The organism is Micromonospora sp. L31 (assembly GCF_052068075.1).
Taxonomy (GTDB): Bacteria; Actinomycetota; Actinomycetes; order Mycobacteriales; family Micromonosporaceae; genus Micromonospora; species Micromonospora purpureochromogenes.
Genome location: NZ_JBQHDC010000001.1, coordinates 237132 through 251735 on the forward strand (window position 1 = coordinate 237132; position 14604 = coordinate 251735).

Here is a 14604-nt window from a genome sequence, read left to right on the forward strand (position 1 = left end):
CACCACCGGCGCCGCCCGGCACCCCGAGCGGCACCGAGAACCAAAGGGGAGAACCGTGACGCACGTGTCCGAGCGCAGCGGCGCAGGAAGCAGCCCGACGGGCGCCGGCGGCGACCGCCAGCCCTGGACGGCCGGCTCCGGCCGCACGGCGCGCAAACGCTCGGTCTCGTACGCGGACGCCGGTGTGTCGATCGAGGCGGGCGACCGCGCGGTCGAGCTGCTGAAGTCCAAGGTCAAGCAGACCCGGCGGCCGGAGGTCATGGGCGACCTCGGCGGCTTCGCCGGCCTGTTCCGCCTGGACACCAAGAAGTACAAGAACCCGATCCTGGCCTCGTCCACCGACGGCGTGGGCACCAAGCTGGTGATCGCGCAGCAGATGGACATCCACGACACGGTCGGCATCGACCTGGTCGCGATGGTCGTCGACGACCTGGTGGCCTGCGGCGCCGAGCCGCTGTTCCTGCTCGACTACATCGCCACCGGCGAGGTCGTGCCGGACAAGGTCGCCGAGATCGGCGCCGGCATCGCCGACGGCTGCCGGTACGCCGGCTGCGCGCTGCTCGGTGGCGAGACCGCCGAGCACCCGGGTGTGCTGCGCCCCGACGAGTACGACATCTCCGCGACCGGCGTCGGTGTGGTCGAGGAGAGCGACATCCTCAGCCCGGAGCGGGTCGAGGTCGGCGACGTGGTGATCGCCATGCGCTCCTCGGGCCTGCACTCCAACGGCTACTCCCTGGTCCGGCACGTGCTGCTCGGCGCGGGCCGGATGCGGCTGGACGTGGTGATCGAGGACTTCGGCCGGCAGCGCACCCTCGGCGAGGAGCTGCTCACCCCGACCAAGATCTACGCGCAGGACTGCCTCAAGCTGATCGCCGAGGCCGAGGTGCGGGCCCTGGCCCACGTCACCGGCGGCGGCATCCCGGGCAACCTGGTGCGGGTCCTGCCGGAGCACGTCGACGCGGTGGTCAACCGCTCCACCTGGAAGCCGCAGCCGGTCTTCGACCTGATCCAGACCAAGGGCCGGATCGAGGACCCGGAGATGGAGGCGACCTTCAACATGGGCGTCGGCATGTTCGCGATCGTCTCGGCCGAGGACGCCGACCGGGCGCTGGCCACCCTGACGGGCCGCGGCGTCGACGCCTGGCAGGCCGGCGAGATCATCGAGGGTTCCGGCAACGTGCAGATGATCGGGCAGCACACCCGCGGGTGATCACGCTGCGTTGATCATCCGGGCACCTGATCAGGGCTTCACCCGAGTGGCCATCGCCGCCTAGCCTGAAGGGCCTCAGGCACGGGGGAGGAGGGCCGATGGCTGCTCGGGCACAGCCCGTGACGGGGATGCGGGGCATCGCCGGAGTTCCCTCGTACGTGGTGATGCAGCCGACCACCCTGTGCAACCTGGACTGCGTCTACTGCTACCTGCCGTTCCGTGCCGTCGACCGGCGGATGCCGGTGGCGGTCGCGGAGGCGGTTGCCGCCGCCGTCGACCCGTGGGCGGCCACCGGGCGGTTCTCGGTGGTGTGGCACGGCGGTGAGCCCCTCGCGGCCGGCCGGGAGCACCTGGCGGCCCTGATGGCCCCGTTCGGGCCGCAGGTGGAGCACCACGTCCAGACCAACGCCACGCTGATCGACGACGCCTGGTGCGCGTTCTTCGTCGAGCACGGCGTGCGGGTGAGCGTGAGCGTGGACGGCCCCCGGGAGCGCAACGGCGACCGGGTGACCCGGGCCGGGCAGCCGGCGTACGACCGGATCGTGCGCGGGGTGACGGCGCTGCGCCGGCACGGCCTGCCGTTCTCGGCGCTCGCCGTGGTGAGCCGGCCCGCCCCCGGCTACGCCACCGAGCTGTACGACTACTTCCTCGACCTCGGCTGCGACGTGCTCGGCGTCAACATCGAGGAGACCGAGGGGGTCAACACCCGCGCCAACGCGCACGACGCGGCGACGGTGACCGCGTTCTGGGCGGAGCTGGTCGCGGCCTGGCGCCGGGCGCCCCGGATCCACCTGCGGGAGGTGGAGTGGTCGTTGCGCTACGCCGCGGCGGTGCTGGACGGCGCGGCGGACGACCTGCTGCCCCGGCAGCTCGACCCGATCCCCACGATCGGCCACGACGGGTCGGTGACCGTGCTCTCCCCCGAGTTGGCCGGCTTCACCCACCCCCGCTACGGCGACTTCAGCAGCGGCAACGTGCTGGCGACCCCGCTGGCCGAGATCCTGGCCGGCGCGGCGGGCACGCCGTGGGTCGGCGAGTTCCTGGCCGGGGTCGAGGCGTGCCGGTCGTCCTGCCCGTACTTCGGCTTCTGCGGTGGCGGCCACGCGGCCAACCGTTACTTCGAGCTGGGGCGTTTTGACGGTACGGAGACCGAGCACTGCCGCAACAGCAAGATCCGCCTACTGGAGGGAGTGTTGGAGCATGCCCGAGACCACGAGTCACCGGCAGCCTGAGCACGTCGGGAGAGGTGCCGTCGATCCGGTCGTGGACCGGGTCCGGCAGGCCGCCCCGGGGCTTACCGCCCTGCTCCACGAGGCCGAGGCCGCGCGTCGGTCACGGGCGGAGGTGTCGGGTCCCGACGGCGCCAGCGCGGTCTGCGCCTGGAACCACTTCGAGAACATCCCGACGTTCTACAACTGGAACAACCGCCCGCGCTGAACAGGCCGCGATCAGGGACCTGCCGGCCGGCCGGAGAGCGTTCCGGCGGGGCGAGGTCCCTGATCGTCGGTCGTGGTGCCGCTTCTGTCGGGCACATGCGTGAGCACGCGGGGAGTTACCGCGTGCTCAGATGCGACCGGAGGTCAGCGGGTCGGAGGAACCCAGGGATCCGGGTCGTCGTCCGCGTGATCCTCATCATCGTCGTCGACATACTCTTTGTAGTCGTCGTCGAAGTTGTGCTCAGACTTACCAGCACCCGCCAGTTCGCGCTGCAAGGCGGTGAGGTCGGTGTTCGGGGAGTGGTACTTCAACTCCCGGGCCACCTTCGTCTGCTTGGCCTTAGCACGGCCGCGCCCCATGGCTCGACCCCCTCGCACAGAATGCGGGGCAGCCCGAAGGCGGGCCCCGATGACGTCAGGCATCTCTCGTGGCTCTTACGGTACATGGGGATGCCACCGTTCGGCACCTCGGGTTACCGTCAGCCGGCCCTGCGCGTCGCAGCGATCCGGCCGTCACCGAGTGTACCCGGTAAGGAGCGGATGCCGGGGCTGGCCGTGACACCGGACAGACCGTGACGAACTCCCCGAATGGAGCTTACTCGGGGGAGCCCCGGGGCGCGGGGCGGTGCCCGCACCCCGGGGGCCGCCGTCAGCGCAGGAGGATGCCGCGCAGCCGGCCCACGTCGGCCATCCGGCGCTCGGCCAGCCGGTCGGCGGCCACCGCCGGCGGCACGCCCTCGTCGTCGGCGAGCTGCAGGATCTCCCGGGTGGTGTCGTAGATCTTCGTGGCGCGCAGCTTGGCCCGCTCGAAGTTGAAGCCCTCGATCTCGTCGGCGACCTGGATCACGCCGCCGGCGTTCACCACGTAGTCGGGGGTGTAGAGGATGCCCCGGTCGGCGAGCAGCTTCTCGATGCCCGGGTGGGCGAGCTGGTTGTTGGCGGCCCCGGTGACGACCTTGGCGCGCAGCGCCGGCACGGTGTCGTCGTTGAGGGCGCCGCCCAGCGCGCACGGGGCGTACACGTCGATGTCGGCGGCGACGAGCGCGGAGGCGTCGTCGACCAGCTCGACCTGCGGGTGGGTGGTGCGCACCCACTCCAGGGCCTTCGGGTTGACGTCGGTCGCCACGACCTCGGCGCCGTCGTCGAGCAGGTGCTTGGTGAGGTACTTGCCGACCTTGCCCAGGCCGGCCACGCCGACCCGCTTGTCGGCCAGCGTCGGCGCGCCCCAGACGTGCTCGGCGGCGGCGCGCATGCCCTGGAACACGCCCCAGGCGGTGAGGATCGAGGAGTCGCCGGCGCCGCCGTGCTCCACGCTGCGGCCGGTGACGTAGCGCGTCTCCCGGGCGATCACGTCCATGTCGGCGACGTAGGTGCCGACGTCGCAGGCGGTGTAGTAGCGGCCGGCCAGCGACTCGACGAACCGGCCGTACGCGCGCAGCAGCGCCTCGCTCTTGATCTGCTCCGGGTCGCCCCAGATGACCGCCTTGCCGCCGCCCAGGTCCAGCCCGGCGAGGGCGTTCTTGTACGCCATGCCACGGGACAGGTCGAGCACGTCCGCCAGCGCCGCCTCCTCGCTGGCGTACGGGTAGAACCGGGTGCCGCCGAGCGCGGGGCCCAGCGCGGTCGAGTAGATGCCGATGATCGCCTTGAGGCCGGTCTGCTTGTCCTGGCAGAAGACGACCTGTTCGTGACCGGTCGATCCCGGATCGTCGGTGCTCGCGAATACGCCCATGGCTTGCTCCTGTTTCGGTGTGCGCCCTTGTGGGACGCGGACCTGGGTGGACGCCGGCGGGATGCTGCCGGTGCTGCTGAGCCTAATATCGGTCCACGCCGCACCGCCGTCCACGTCATGCCTGCCGGGCGCTGACGGCGCTGGGGCCCCGTCTCGTGGGAGGATCGCGCCGTGCCGTCGCTCTTCGCTGCTTATCTGCGCGTCTACGAGCCGCTGACCGCCTTCGACCGGGACCGTCAGTCGTACTGGCGGCGCTACGTGCGGGAGGGGCGGGCGGTCGCCCCGCTGGAGGGCCCCGGACGGCAGCGCACCTCGGTGATCGAGGCGCTCGGCGCGGGCTGGACCCGGCTGCCCGACCTGCCGGACGAGGCGTACGTCCTGGAGGCCGACGACACGCTGCTGGTCTGCCCGTGGAACCTGCGGATCCGGGTGGCTGAGGCGGCGCTCAGCGCGCGGGACGGGGTGCCGTCGGTGCTCGCCGACGCGTTCGTCCCGCCCGTGCTGGCGGGTCAGGCCAAGGCGGTGGTCGACGACTGGCGCAGCGGGGCGCGGGTGCTCGAACACGGGGTCCCGCGGCTGCACGAGCAGATCGCCACCTGGGGCGTGCCGCTGCGATGGTTCGTGCTCTTCGAGCCGGCGGAGCGGGACCTGGTCACCCACCCGGGGCGGCGGGCGCTGCGCTACCGCACCGAGATCTCCAAGGCCCGCCGGCGGTCGTCCCGCGCCTTGTCGGTGCTGCGCAAGTCGGTCGGGGACGCCCCGATCACCGAGGCGGTCGAGGAGGCCGCCCGGTGGCTGGAGGAGTTCCATCCGCGCTCGGTGGTGGAGCTGGACTACGGCGGCCTGGTGCAGCTGCTCTCCGACGAGACGCTGACCGCGGACGACTCGACGGAGCTGGTCGCTGCCGGCCTGGCCGGGCTCGCCCGGGGGGAGGCGGAGGAGGCCTCCGCGGCGTACGACCGGCTGGTGGCCCGCTGGCGTGCGGTGCAGCTGCTCGAGCGGTGCAACTGACCACGAATCCACCCAGCGATGCCGTCAGATACGAGCCGATCTCGTAGTTGACGCATCACGAACCGTGATCATGAGTCCGAATAAGGTACTTTCTGCCGTGTAAAAGTCAGATAAATCGGGCATGGTTCATCCGTCCGTCTAGGGACCTTCGGCCGTTCGGCCCATGTCGGACATCGGGGACTAGCCGGACCATGGGAGACGCGTCGGCCGGCGGGACCCCGGCCGATGTCTATACATGTGGAGGAGTGACCGATGGCATCGCGAACGCACGAACCAGAGCCGCTACTCACGCCGGCCGAGGTGGCGTCGATGTTCCGTGTCGACCCGAAGACGGTGACCCGGTGGGCCAAGGCGGGGAAGCTCAGCGCGATCCGAACCCTGGGCGGCCACCGTCGGTACCGCGAGTCGGAGGTTCGGGCCCTGCTTCAGGGGCAGATCCCGCAGCAGCGTCAGGGAGACTGACCGACCGACACCGAGAAGAATTCCGGACTCAGGGGCGGGCGGACGTCGCGACAGCGGCGATCCACCGCCCCTGAACCATGTCCGGGGCCGGCGACGCTCACTCCTGGACGGTCACCCGGATCCCGATCGTGCCCCGATCCCCCCGCCGCAGCCGGCTGCCGAGCAGGGTCAGCCGGCCCAGCAACCGGTACTTCTGCTTGATCAGATCGCGGATCCGGCGGCTCTCCTCCAGGGAGCCGAGCACGGCGTGCCCGGGTACCGCCGCACCGAGCGGCCGGCCGCGGACGTCGCACGGGGCCACCGTCACCGTGCCGTCGCGCCGGATCCGCTTCACCTTGCCCGAGTCCGCCGCCGTCCAGACCGCCAGCGTGTCGCCGTCACGCACCGCCCAGACCGGGGTCGGCACGGCCCGACCGTCCTTGCGGAACGTCGTCAGCAGGACGTACTTCTCCGCCGCCAGGCGGTCCAGGTCGGTCACGCCGCCAAGGATACGACCGCGACAGGTCCCGGCCGCACGGATAGCGTGAACCCCGTGACCGGGGAACCGAGGATCGGCGACGTGTTCGGCGAGATGCTGCGCGACGCGTACGCCGTGCACACCGGCATCGGTCCCCGGCCGCTGGTGGGCGGGCGGCTGCCCCGACCGGTCATCGAGATCATCGAACGGGAGGACGGGCTGATCAACGGCGCGCCCGCCGCGCACTACCTCGACGGGCCGCAGGACTGGCAGCCGTACGACCACCGGGCCGTGGACCGGGCCCGGGGCGCGACGCTCGACATCGGCATCGGGGGCGGGCGGATCGCGCTGCTGCTCCAGGAGCGGGGCGTACCGGTGACCGGACTGGACACCTCGGTCGGCGCGCTGCGGGTGTGCCGGCACCGAGGGGTACGCGAACTGGTCCTCGGCACGGTCGACGAGCACGCCGCCGACGGCCGGCGGTACGACACGTTCCTGCTGCTCGGCAACAACCTGGGGCTGATCGAGGGGCGGCACCGGGCGCCGGCGTTCCTGGCCGCGCTCGCCGCGATGGCCGCGCCCGGCGCGCAGGTCATCGCGCACGGCACCGACCCGTACGGCACGAAGGACCCGGTGCACACCGGCTACCACGAACTCAACCGGCGGCGGGGCCGGCTCGGCGGCCAGTTGCGGCTGCGGCTGCGCTACCGGGAGCTGGGCACGGAATGGTTCGACTACCTCGTCTGCTCGGCCGAGGAGCTGGCCGAGCTGGTCCGGGACACCGCCTGGCGGCTGACCGACGTGGACGACCGGGACGCCCCGTACTATCTGGCCACCCTGCGGCTGGCGGGCTGAGCGCGCCGCCGGGACCCCGGACCGGGGCCCCGGCGCGGGGTAGGCCGTGTTTCATGAGGACTGGCCGGCCTGCGGCGGGCCCAGGCGACGGCCGGCAGCGTTGCGATTCCGTCCGGATACAACACCGGTATCCGGACGAAACCGCGCCTTGCCGGACCGCCGCCTGGGCTCCGCCTCGGCTCGACCGCCCTCATGAAACACGGCCTACACCTGCACGGTCGGGGGCAGCTGCTCCGGCGGGAGCCCGCCGTCGCCGTCGACCACCTCGTCCGGGGTGCCGTCCTCGTCGATGTCGACCATCGTGATGTCGACCTTGCCGTCACCGTCGGTGTCGAACTGGAACAGGTCGGCCTTGCCGTCACCGTCGGTGTCCACCACCCACACGTCGGTCTTCCCGTCGTTGTTGGTGTCGGCGCGGAGCAGGTCGACGCGCTCGTCGCCGCGCGTCTCCACGGTCTCCCCACCCTCGCTGGTGCCGGTGCCGTCCACGGTCTCCGGTGCCTGGCTCATGCGCTACGTCCTTCCCTTGACGTTGAGGGCCGTCTGTACCCGGTCCGGCGGTCCCCCACGCATGCCGCCCGGGGCACTGCTGCATAGGGTCGCACCCAGGAGCGGGCGGCAGGGCGCGACGGAGACCCCGGCGCGTCGCCGCGCGCAGCGAGGGAGCGTCATGAGTGGTCGTTTTGTCGTCGTCGGTGCCGGCACGATGGGGCTCGGGATCGCCTACGTCGCCGCCGGTGCGGGACACGCCGTCGAACTGGTCGAGGTGGACCGGGGCCGGTCGGAGGCGGCGGCCGCGCGCCTCGGTGAGCTGTGGGACCGGGCCGTGCAACGCGGGAAGCTGAGCGCCGACGAGGCCGCCGGGCACCGGGCCAGGGTGACCCTGCGCGCGGCGCTGGGTGAGGTCGCGCCGGAGCCGGACGTGGTCGTGGAGGCGGTGCCCGAGCGGCTCGACCTGAAGCGCGCCGTGCTGCGCGAGGCCGAGGGGCTGCGCCCGGTGCTGCTGGGCAGCAACACCTCCAGCATCCCGATCGCCGAGCTGGCCGACCCGCTGGCCCGGCCGGAGCGCTTCCTCGGGCTGCACTTCTTCAACCCGGTCTGGGCGATGGCCCTGCTGGAGGTCGTGGTGGGCCCGGCGACCGCCCGGGAGACCACCGAGGCGGCAGTCGCGCTCGCCGGCCGGCTCGGCAAGGACCCCGTCGTCGTACGCGACATGCCCGGCTTCGCCACCTCCCGGCTCGGGGTCACCCTCGGATTGGAGGCGATCCGGATGGTCGCCGACGAGGTGGCCAGCCCCGCCGACATCGACAAGGCGATGGTGCTCGGCTACCGGCACCCGGTCGGCCCGCTGGAGCTCACCGACCTGGTCGGACTGGACGTCCGGCTCGACATCGCGCGCACCCTCCAGGCCGCCTACGGCGATCGCTTCGCGCCGCCGCCGCTGCTGGTGGAGATGGTCGCCGCCGGAAAGCTCGGCAAGAAGTCCGGCCAGGGCTTCTACCGCTGGATCGACGGCCGCAAGGCCGACGGGGAAGGGGCGGGCCGATGAGCGGGCTGCGGATCGAGGAGCTGCCGGACCGGCTGGTGGTGACGCTGGACCGGCCCGAGAAGCGCAACGCGATCGACGCCGCCCTGATCGGCGAACTGCACGAGGTCTGCGCCGAGCTGGAGGCCCGGCCCCGGCTGCTGCTGCTCACCGGCGGCATCGAGGGCATCTTCGCCGGCGGGGCCGACATCGGCCAGCTGCGCGAGCGCGGCCGCACCGACGCCCTCGCCGCCATCAACCAGGCGGCCTTCGCCCGGATCCGGGCCCTGCCGATGCCGAGCGTGGCCGCGGTGGACGGGCCGGCGCTGGGCGGTGGCGCCGAGCTGGCGTACGCGTGCGATCTGCGGGTCTGCACGGCGCGGGCGGTCTTCGGCCAGCCCGAGGTGCGGTTGGGCATCCTGGCCGGCGCGGGCGCGACCTACCGGCTGCCCGCGCTGGTCGGCGAGGCCCGGGCCAAGGAGCTGCTCTTCACCGGCCGGCAGGTGGATGCCGAGGAGGCGCTGCGGATCGGCCTGGTCAACCGGGTGGTGACCGAACCGGCCGAGCTGCTGCCGAGCGCACACGAGCTGATCGACGAGATGGCGAAGGGCTCTGCCCTGGCGCTGCGGCTGACCAAGCTGGCGGTGGACGCGCCGCCGGCCGCGCACCCCCACCTCGACCTGGTCAGCCAGGCGGTGCTCTTCGAGGACGAGGAGAAGCGGCGGCGGATGACCGAGTTCCTGGAACGGCGCCGCTCCCGCTGACCCACCCCGTACGCGCGACGGCCGCACCGGATGTCCCGGTGCGGCCGTCGTCGTCGGTGCTCAGTGCCGGATCGACACGTCCGCGTCGTCCAACGCCCGGATCAGCCCGGCCGACTCGGCGAAGCCGATGACCAGTACCGCCTCCGGGGCGTAGCTCTTGATCTCCTTCGCGGTGCCGACGAAGTCGACGCCGTCGGCGCCCTCACCGTCCGCCGGCGGATCGTAGGTCAGCAGCTTCACCCGGTCGCTGCCGAACCCGGCCCGCTCCAGTTCGGCGCGGACGGTCTCCTGGAGACCCTCACCGTAGGAGTCCTTACGGGCGACCACAACGATCTTGTGCGGACCGTCCCGCAGTATCACGTCGGCCAGCGCCCGGCCCTGGAGGCTGTCCGGCGGGGCCGTGCGGAAGTAGAGGCCCTTGTCGTCGGCCTTGGTCAGCCCCGAGTCGGTGTTCGACGGGGAGAACAGGATCCGCCCCGCGGCGACCACGTCCGGCAGCACCGAGCTGGAGATGCCGGATCCGCCGGCGCCGATGATGACCTGCACCTTGTTGCGGATGTGCGAGGCGACCGTGGCCTTGGCGACCGCCGGGCTGGTGCCGTCGTCGCCGTCGATCCAGACCATCGGCTCGCCCAGCACGCCGCCGGCCGCGTTGATCTCCTTGACCGCCAGGGCCGCGCCCGCCGCGAGCGGCGGGTTGGCCAGGGCCAGGTCACCGGTCTTCGGCAGCAGGCCGCCGAGGATCAGCGGGGAGCCGTCGCTGCGGTCGTTCTTGCCGCCGCGCTGCTTCTTGGGCTTCGGCGGGGCCTTGGTGCTCGCCGCCGTCTCGAAGCCCGCGCCGACGAACTCGGTCTTCGCGTCGTTGATCTTCTGGGCGTCGAAGTGCAGCGTCGCGTAGCTGGCGGTGGCCGGCTCGCCCTCGTCCGTGAAGCCGGCCCGGGTCAGCGACGGGCCGCGGTATTCCACGTCCTGCCCGTCGCGGGCCAGGGTCAGGCAGGTCTCGGCGTCCGAGCAGCGCTGACCGTTGTTGGTCACGCCGACTATCTGCTTGGCGATGTCCGCCGGGTCGGTACTGCCGGCGAGCTGCGCCGCCAACGCGCTGATCATGACCGCGTCGTACGCCTCGGCGGCGTAGAGGAAGTCGGCCAGCTTGGGATCGACCGCCAGTAGCCGGTCCTTGAAGTCGTCCGTCAGCGGCGTCAGCGGGGTTGTGCCCTTCATGCCGTCGACCAGGTCGGCGCGCTCCTTCAGCTCGCCGGCGAAGGAGTTCAGCATGTTGCCGTCGGTGCCGTACAGACGCACCTGTTGGGTGGCTGTGTCTTCGGGCTTGTCGGTCGTCCCGCAGGCGCTGGTGACGAGCAGGAACGCCGCACCCGCCGCCAGGATGGCAGCGCGCGGGCCGCGTGTTACGAGCATGGTCGTCCTTACCTTTGGGGAGTTCCGCTGGGCACCATAGCGCGCCGGGGCGGCGGGTGGGAGCGTGGATGCCACCGGTAGGCGTCGGCCATCCGTCACGGATACGCTCCGTGATCAACGGGCTGTTCCGGGTCACCGCTTGACCCGCCGTCCTACTGTGCGGCAGGTGACCGAAGTACCTGACCAGACGCTCGACGACGCGACCGCCGTGCTCCGTTCGGCGCTGGCCGGGGATGGTGACGCGGTGGTGGGAACGTTCGACGCCGTGGTCGACCGGTCCGGGCTCGCCGGGGCGTACGGGGTGGCCTGGTGCCTGGCCGCCACCATGGTCGGCGACCCGCCGCCGCCCGGCGCCTGCGCGCTGGACTTTCCCGGCATCGACGAGGCCGGTTACGACACCCGCTGGGTGGCCCGCTTCGTCAGCGCGTACGCCAACCACGACGCGGACACCGGCGAGGCGCTGTTCGGGGCGGCGGCCGCCGACGGCCTGCTGCCGGACTGTCTGCTCACTCTCGCCGGCTCGACCGTGGCCACCCTGCGCAGTCGGGCCGGTTGACGGCGCGGCGCCCGGTTCGGGCGCCGCGCCGGCCTCCCTCAGTACGCGTGGTACGCCACCAGCGGCTCGTACTCGTAGCGCAGCGTCTCGAAGCGGACCTGGAACCGGACCCCGTCCCGCACGTTCGTCGCCACGGTGATGAAGCCCGACTTCGACGGCAGGTACGTCCGGTAGTTGCACCGGTCCGTCTTGTCCACGAAGATCACGCACGCCTCGACGCCGAACTCGCTGGCGTTGCGGACGTTGATGTCCTTGCACCGGGTGCTGGTGCGGTACGGGCCGGCGTCGCCGCCCCAGCCGCCGGTCTGGAAGTACGAGCGGACCGCGCCGCCGTAGCAGGTGGCGTACGACTCGAACAGGTTGGTCTCGGGGGCGGCCTGTGCGGGGGAGCCGAGGGCGAGGAGCGACAGCGCCGCCGTGGTTGCCGCCAGGCGGGCGACCGGGGATGCCATGCGGTTGCCTCCAGGGATGGGGGTGCACCCTGCGTTGCGGACAGGGTGCCGAGCGTGGTGATGGTACCGGTGGTTCGTCCGCAGTGGACCATCCCGCCGATGTGATAGCTCTGGTGACATGTCCGAGGCGATGCTGAGCAAGGTGCGCAAGTTGCTGGCCAAGGCCGAGGATCCGGCCTGCACGCCCGCCGAGTCGGCGGCCTTCACCGCGAAGGCCACCGAGCTGATCGCCCGCTACGGCGTCGACCGGGCGCTGTTGGCCGCTCGCGACCCGGCCACCGACCTGGTCGGCGACCGGGTGGTCGACGTCGTCGCCCCGTACGCCCGGGACAAGGCCGGGCTGCTCGCCGCCGTCGCCGACCCGCTGCGCTGCCGCTGCGTACGCCGGGCCCGGGGTGACGGCTTCGCCCTGCACCTGTTCGGCTTCGCCAGCGACCTGGAACGGGTCGACCTGCTCTTCACGTCGCTGCTGGTGCAGGCCGCGCACGGGCTGTCCGGGACGGCCGTGCCGGCCGGCGAGCATCCGGCCGCCTTCCGCCGCTCCTGGCTGGCCGGTTTCGCCCGGGTGGTCGGGGAGCGGCTGCGAGCCGCCGAGGCGGGCGCGGTGGCCGAACGGGACGGCCCATCGGTCGCGCTGGTCCTGGCGGACCGCTCGGACCGGGTGGCCCGCCGGGTGACCGAGGTCTACCCGAGGTTGCGTACCGCCCCGGTCCGCCGGCTGGCCGGAACCGGCTTCGGCGCCGGGGCCGAGGCGGGCCGCCGGGCGGACCTCGGCGGTCGCGGAGTCGTCGACGGTGCCGGGGATCGGGGGATCGCGGGCTGAGCCACGCTGCTCCCGTCCCCGGCCGAGCGGTGGGGCTCCGGCCGGGGCCCACCTGCCGCTCGTGTCGCCGTCGTTCGGCCGCCCGGATCAGCCGTCGCCGGCTCAACGGCCCGCCGGTGAGCGCGTGGTCGGGCCGGCCGGTGGGCTGGGTCAGCCCGGCTCGGCGTCGTACCGGGTGAGGGTGTCCAGGTAGCGGCTGAGCAGCTCGTGCCAGCCGGCGGTGAGCGCCTCCCGGTAGCCCTCGGCGGCCGCGCCGTGCCGGTCGAAATGCCGGTGCTCCACCTCGATCCGGGTCTGCCCCGACCCGTCGGGCAGGAACAGCACCTCCACCTCGCTGGCCCGCGCCGGATCCGGCACCGGCACCCGGTCGGGGCCGATCTGCCAGGTGAAGACGAGCCGCTTCGGCGGATCCCAGGTGAGCACCCGGCCCCAGTCGCTGCGGAAGCCGTACGGGCCGATCTCGTAGAGCATGCCGCCGGCCTTCGGCTCGATCCCCAGCTCGGCCAGCGCCTCCGGCCCCGACCAGGTGTATTCGCGGACCCACCAGTCGGCCAGCGCCCCGGTGAACACCGCGAACGCCTGCTCTGCCGTGGCTGGGGCGAGGAGGATGCTGCGGAGTGCGTACCGCTCGACGTCCTGCCGGACGTCCGCCATCTCCTGTCCCATAGGCCCGGACCATACCGGCTGATGCCTCGCTGTGCAGCTTCGCGTACTGCCCCCTTCCGGACAGTCGATCGGAACCCACCGTGTCGGATTCGGCACGGATGGCCACCGGGAAACCGGGTAACCGCGCCTGACGTGGCCCGACGGCCGGGCCTCGGGTTAGGGAGCGGGAAGCATGAGCGAGAGCGGGGCGGCGGCGCGCGGACCGGACCGGACCGGCGGGGGCCCGGAGCTCGAGCCGGACGTCCTGCTCGACGTCCCCGGGCTGTCCGTCGACTCGCTCCGGCTGGCGGTGGACGGGCTCGACGCGGATCTGTCGCTGCGCGCCCGGCTGGCCAACCTGCTCCAGCTCGACGCCGGCGTGCGGGTGCACCTGGAACAGGTGGAGCTGGACATCGAGGGTGTCCGCGCGGAGGCGGTGCTGAAGGTCCGGCTGGAGAAGGTGCTGGAGATCCTGGACCGGGCGTTGAGCACCATCGACCGCAACCCACAGATCATCGCCGCGCTGGCCAACAGCGCGAACCTCACGCTGAACGACGTCAACCGGGTGGCCGACCGGGTCGCCAACGCGGCCACGCCGGTCGTCAACCAGGCCGGCCAGCAGGTGGGCCAGGCCGGCCAACTGGTCGGGCAGGTGGCGCAGCAGCAGGGGATGCCGGCCGGAGCGCAGGTGGGTGGGGCCGCTGGAGCCGGGCAGCCGGGGCGGCAGGGCGCTGAGGCCGGACCTCAGACGGGCCAGGCTGGCCAGCAGGGCGGCGCGGCCGCCGGCGTAGGCGGTGGGAGGCCGGCGGGCCCCGAGGGCCCGTCAGGTGGGCGGACCGCCGGCAAATCGGCGCCGACCGCACCGGAGCGGCCCGCGGGGCCTCGCCCGGAGTCGCCGGCCGGTCCGTTGCCGGCGGGTTCGCCGCAGGAGCCGCCGCTGGGCCCGGTGCCGTCCGGCCGGGCGGGCGCCAAGGGGGGCCGGCCCGCCGACCGGGGTACGACCGCGGGCGACCGCGAGTCGCGCGGCGCGGCCGAGGGCGGCGGATCGACCCAGGGCGGGCGGCAGCAGGGTGGAACCGCGCAGGCGTCCCAGCTCGCCGGGCAGGCGGGCGAGACGCTGCGGCAGGCTGGTCGGAGCGTCTGGGAGGCGATCCAGGGCGGCATGGCGCAGCGACGCCAGGGGCAGCAGCGCCGGGACCGCTGACGCGACACCCGGCGCCTCAGCTCCGCGGCTTCCGATGACGAGTGGGAAACCGTCGC

Annotated in this window: 18 protein-coding genes; 11 read left to right on the plus strand and 7 right to left on the minus strand. The window is 72.8% G+C overall.

The window, feature by feature from the left end:
- The first annotated feature begins 55 nt into the window (after window positions 1-55).
- The 3 genes from purM to amcA all read left to right on the plus strand — a co-directional run bounded on the left by purM (window position 56) and on the right by amcA (window position 2647).
- Entirely contained in the window at window positions 56-1210 is a 1155-nt protein-coding gene (gene purM, locus ACTMS9_RS01150) for a phosphoribosylformylglycinamidine cyclo-ligase (RefSeq protein ID WP_441143364.1), read from the plus strand.
- 128 nt (window positions 1211-1338) lie between these two features.
- Window positions 1339-2442: a cyclophane-forming radical SAM peptide maturase AmcB gene (gene amcB, locus ACTMS9_RS01155; protein ID WP_441144013.1), complete on the plus strand. Its 1104-nt coding sequence runs from the start codon at window positions 1339-1341 to the stop codon at window positions 2440-2442.
- Window positions 2411-2647: a multiple cyclophane-containing RiPP AmcA gene (gene amcA, locus ACTMS9_RS01160; RefSeq protein WP_441143362.1), complete on the plus strand. Its 237-nt coding sequence runs from the start codon at window positions 2411-2413 to the stop codon at window positions 2645-2647. The genes amcB and amcA overlap by 32 nt, the downstream gene beginning before the upstream one ends.
- 143 nt (window positions 2648-2790) lie before the next feature.
- On the opposite strand, the gene ACTMS9_RS01165 is transcribed toward amcA, so the two are convergent.
- Entirely contained in the window at window positions 2791-3006 is a 216-nt protein-coding gene (locus ACTMS9_RS01165; RefSeq protein WP_179802609.1) for a DUF3073 domain-containing protein, read from the minus strand.
- A 289-nt stretch (window positions 3007-3295) separates the two neighbouring features.
- The gene (locus ACTMS9_RS01170) at window positions 3296-4378 is read right to left on the minus strand and encodes a Glu/Leu/Phe/Val family dehydrogenase (protein ID WP_441163906.1); all 1083 of its coding nucleotides are present in this window, start codon (window positions 4376-4378) and stop codon (window positions 3296-3298) included.
- A gap of 171 nt (window positions 4379-4549) precedes the next feature.
- Here ACTMS9_RS01170 and ACTMS9_RS01175 point away from each other — a divergent pair, with 171 nt between their 5' ends.
- Entirely contained in the window at window positions 4550-5389 is an 840-nt protein-coding gene (locus ACTMS9_RS01175) for a hypothetical protein (protein ID WP_210774358.1), read from the plus strand.
- 252 nt (window positions 5390-5641) lie between these two features.
- On the plus strand, window positions 5642-5851 hold the full coding sequence (locus ACTMS9_RS01180) for a BldC family transcriptional regulator (RefSeq protein ID WP_007073996.1): 210 nt from the start codon (window positions 5642-5644) through the stop codon (window positions 5849-5851).
- Window positions 5852-5948: 97 nt separating this feature from the next.
- On the opposite strand, the gene ACTMS9_RS01185 is transcribed toward ACTMS9_RS01180, so the two are convergent.
- A complete protein-coding gene (locus ACTMS9_RS01185; protein WP_441143351.1) occupies window positions 5949-6329 on the minus strand; it encodes a PPOX class F420-dependent oxidoreductase in 381 nt (126 codons plus the stop codon).
- Window positions 6330-6383: 54 nt separating this feature from the next.
- On the opposite strand from ACTMS9_RS01185, the gene ACTMS9_RS01190 reads away from it, so the two are divergent.
- Entirely contained in the window at window positions 6384-7163 is a 780-nt protein-coding gene (locus ACTMS9_RS01190) for a class I SAM-dependent methyltransferase (RefSeq protein WP_441163907.1), read from the plus strand.
- A 204-nt stretch (window positions 7164-7367) separates the two neighbouring features.
- Here the strand turns inward: ACTMS9_RS01190 and ACTMS9_RS01195 are convergent, their stop codons facing one another.
- Window positions 7368-7673 carry a hypothetical protein gene (locus ACTMS9_RS01195; RefSeq protein ID WP_154940649.1) on the minus strand — a complete coding sequence of 102 codons (306 nt, stop codon included), beginning with the start codon at window positions 7671-7673 and terminating at the stop codon, window positions 7368-7370.
- A 160-nt stretch (window positions 7674-7833) separates the two neighbouring features.
- Between ACTMS9_RS01195 and ACTMS9_RS01200 the strand changes: the two genes are divergently transcribed.
- Window positions 7834-8712 (plus strand): 3-hydroxyacyl-CoA dehydrogenase family protein, encoded by an 879-nt coding sequence (locus ACTMS9_RS01200; protein ID WP_441143346.1) that lies wholly within the window; start codon window positions 7834-7836, stop codon window positions 8710-8712.
- Entirely contained in the window at window positions 8709-9452 is a 744-nt protein-coding gene (locus ACTMS9_RS01205; protein WP_441163908.1) for an enoyl-CoA hydratase/isomerase family protein, read from the plus strand. The genes ACTMS9_RS01200 and ACTMS9_RS01205 overlap by 4 nt, the downstream gene beginning before the upstream one ends.
- Before the next feature lie 60 nt (window positions 9453-9512).
- Here the strand turns inward: ACTMS9_RS01205 and ACTMS9_RS01210 are convergent, their stop codons facing one another.
- Window positions 9513-10868, minus strand: coding sequence for an ABC transporter substrate-binding protein (locus tag ACTMS9_RS01210; protein WP_441143343.1), 1356 nt, complete (start codon window positions 10866-10868; stop codon window positions 9513-9515).
- Between the two features lie 166 nt (window positions 10869-11034).
- Between ACTMS9_RS01210 and ACTMS9_RS01215 the strand changes: the two genes are divergently transcribed.
- A complete protein-coding gene (locus ACTMS9_RS01215) occupies window positions 11035-11424 on the plus strand; it encodes a hypothetical protein (protein WP_154940641.1) in 390 nt (129 codons plus the stop codon).
- 38 nt (window positions 11425-11462) lie between these two features.
- Here ACTMS9_RS01215 and ACTMS9_RS01220 read toward each other — a convergent pair whose 3' ends face one another.
- Window positions 11463-11876, minus strand: coding sequence for a hypothetical protein (locus tag ACTMS9_RS01220; RefSeq protein ID WP_088959459.1), 414 nt, complete (start codon window positions 11874-11876; stop codon window positions 11463-11465).
- 118 nt (window positions 11877-11994) lie between these two features.
- On the opposite strand from ACTMS9_RS01220, the gene ACTMS9_RS01225 reads away from it, so the two are divergent.
- Entirely contained in the window at window positions 11995-12699 is a 705-nt protein-coding gene (locus ACTMS9_RS01225) for a DUF2786 domain-containing protein (RefSeq protein ID WP_441143339.1), read from the plus strand.
- Window positions 12700-12849: 150 nt separating this feature from the next.
- Here ACTMS9_RS01225 and ACTMS9_RS01230 read toward each other — a convergent pair whose 3' ends face one another.
- Window positions 12850-13365 (minus strand): SRPBCC family protein, encoded by a 516-nt coding sequence (locus tag ACTMS9_RS01230; RefSeq protein ID WP_441143337.1) that lies wholly within the window; start codon window positions 13363-13365, stop codon window positions 12850-12852.
- A 172-nt stretch (window positions 13366-13537) separates the two neighbouring features.
- On the opposite strand from ACTMS9_RS01230, the gene ACTMS9_RS01235 reads away from it, so the two are divergent.
- Window positions 13538-14548: a hypothetical protein gene (locus tag ACTMS9_RS01235; RefSeq protein WP_441163909.1), complete on the plus strand. Its 1011-nt coding sequence runs from the start codon at window positions 13538-13540 to the stop codon at window positions 14546-14548.
- The last annotated feature ends 56 nt before the right edge of the window (window positions 14549-14604 follow it).

What these genes read in the sequence shown, in the direction of transcription:
- amcB (WP_441144013.1), top strand. Translation starts at nt 1,339, where the DNA reads ATGCGGGGCATCGCCGGAGTTCCCTCGTACGTGGTGATGCAGCCGACC.
- amcA (WP_441143362.1), top strand. Translation starts at nt 2,411, where the DNA reads ATGCCCGAGACCACGAGTCACCGGCAGCCTGAGCACGTCGGGAGAGGT.
- ACTMS9_RS01165 (WP_179802609.1), bottom strand. Translation starts at nt 3,006, where the DNA reads ATGGGGCGCGGCCGTGCTAAGGCCAAGCAGACGAAGGTGGCCCGGGAG.
- ACTMS9_RS01170 (WP_441163906.1), bottom strand. Translation starts at nt 4,378, where the DNA reads ATGGGCGTATTCGCGAGCACCGACGATCCGGGATCGACCGGTCACGAA.
- ACTMS9_RS01180 (WP_007073996.1), top strand. Translation starts at nt 5,642, where the DNA reads ATGGCATCGCGAACGCACGAACCAGAGCCGCTACTCACGCCGGCCGAG.
- ACTMS9_RS01195 (WP_154940649.1), bottom strand. Translation starts at nt 7,673, where the DNA reads ATGAGCCAGGCACCGGAGACCGTGGACGGCACCGGCACCAGCGAGGGT.
- ACTMS9_RS01200 (WP_441143346.1), top strand. Translation starts at nt 7,834, where the DNA reads ATGAGTGGTCGTTTTGTCGTCGTCGGTGCCGGCACGATGGGGCTCGGG.
- ACTMS9_RS01205 (WP_441163908.1), top strand. Translation starts at nt 8,709, where the DNA reads ATGAGCGGGCTGCGGATCGAGGAGCTGCCGGACCGGCTGGTGGTGACG.
- ACTMS9_RS01210 (WP_441143343.1), bottom strand. Translation starts at nt 10,868, where the DNA reads ATGCTCGTAACACGCGGCCCGCGCGCTGCCATCCTGGCGGCGGGTGCG.
- ACTMS9_RS01220 (WP_088959459.1), bottom strand. Translation starts at nt 11,876, where the DNA reads ATGGCATCCCCGGTCGCCCGCCTGGCGGCAACCACGGCGGCGCTGTCG.
- ACTMS9_RS01225 (WP_441143339.1), top strand. Translation starts at nt 11,995, where the DNA reads ATGTCCGAGGCGATGCTGAGCAAGGTGCGCAAGTTGCTGGCCAAGGCC.
- ACTMS9_RS01230 (WP_441143337.1), bottom strand. Translation starts at nt 13,365, where the DNA reads ATGGGACAGGAGATGGCGGACGTCCGGCAGGACGTCGAGCGGTACGCA.
- ACTMS9_RS01235 (WP_441163909.1), top strand. Translation starts at nt 13,538, where the DNA reads ATGAGCGAGAGCGGGGCGGCGGCGCGCGGACCGGACCGGACCGGCGGG.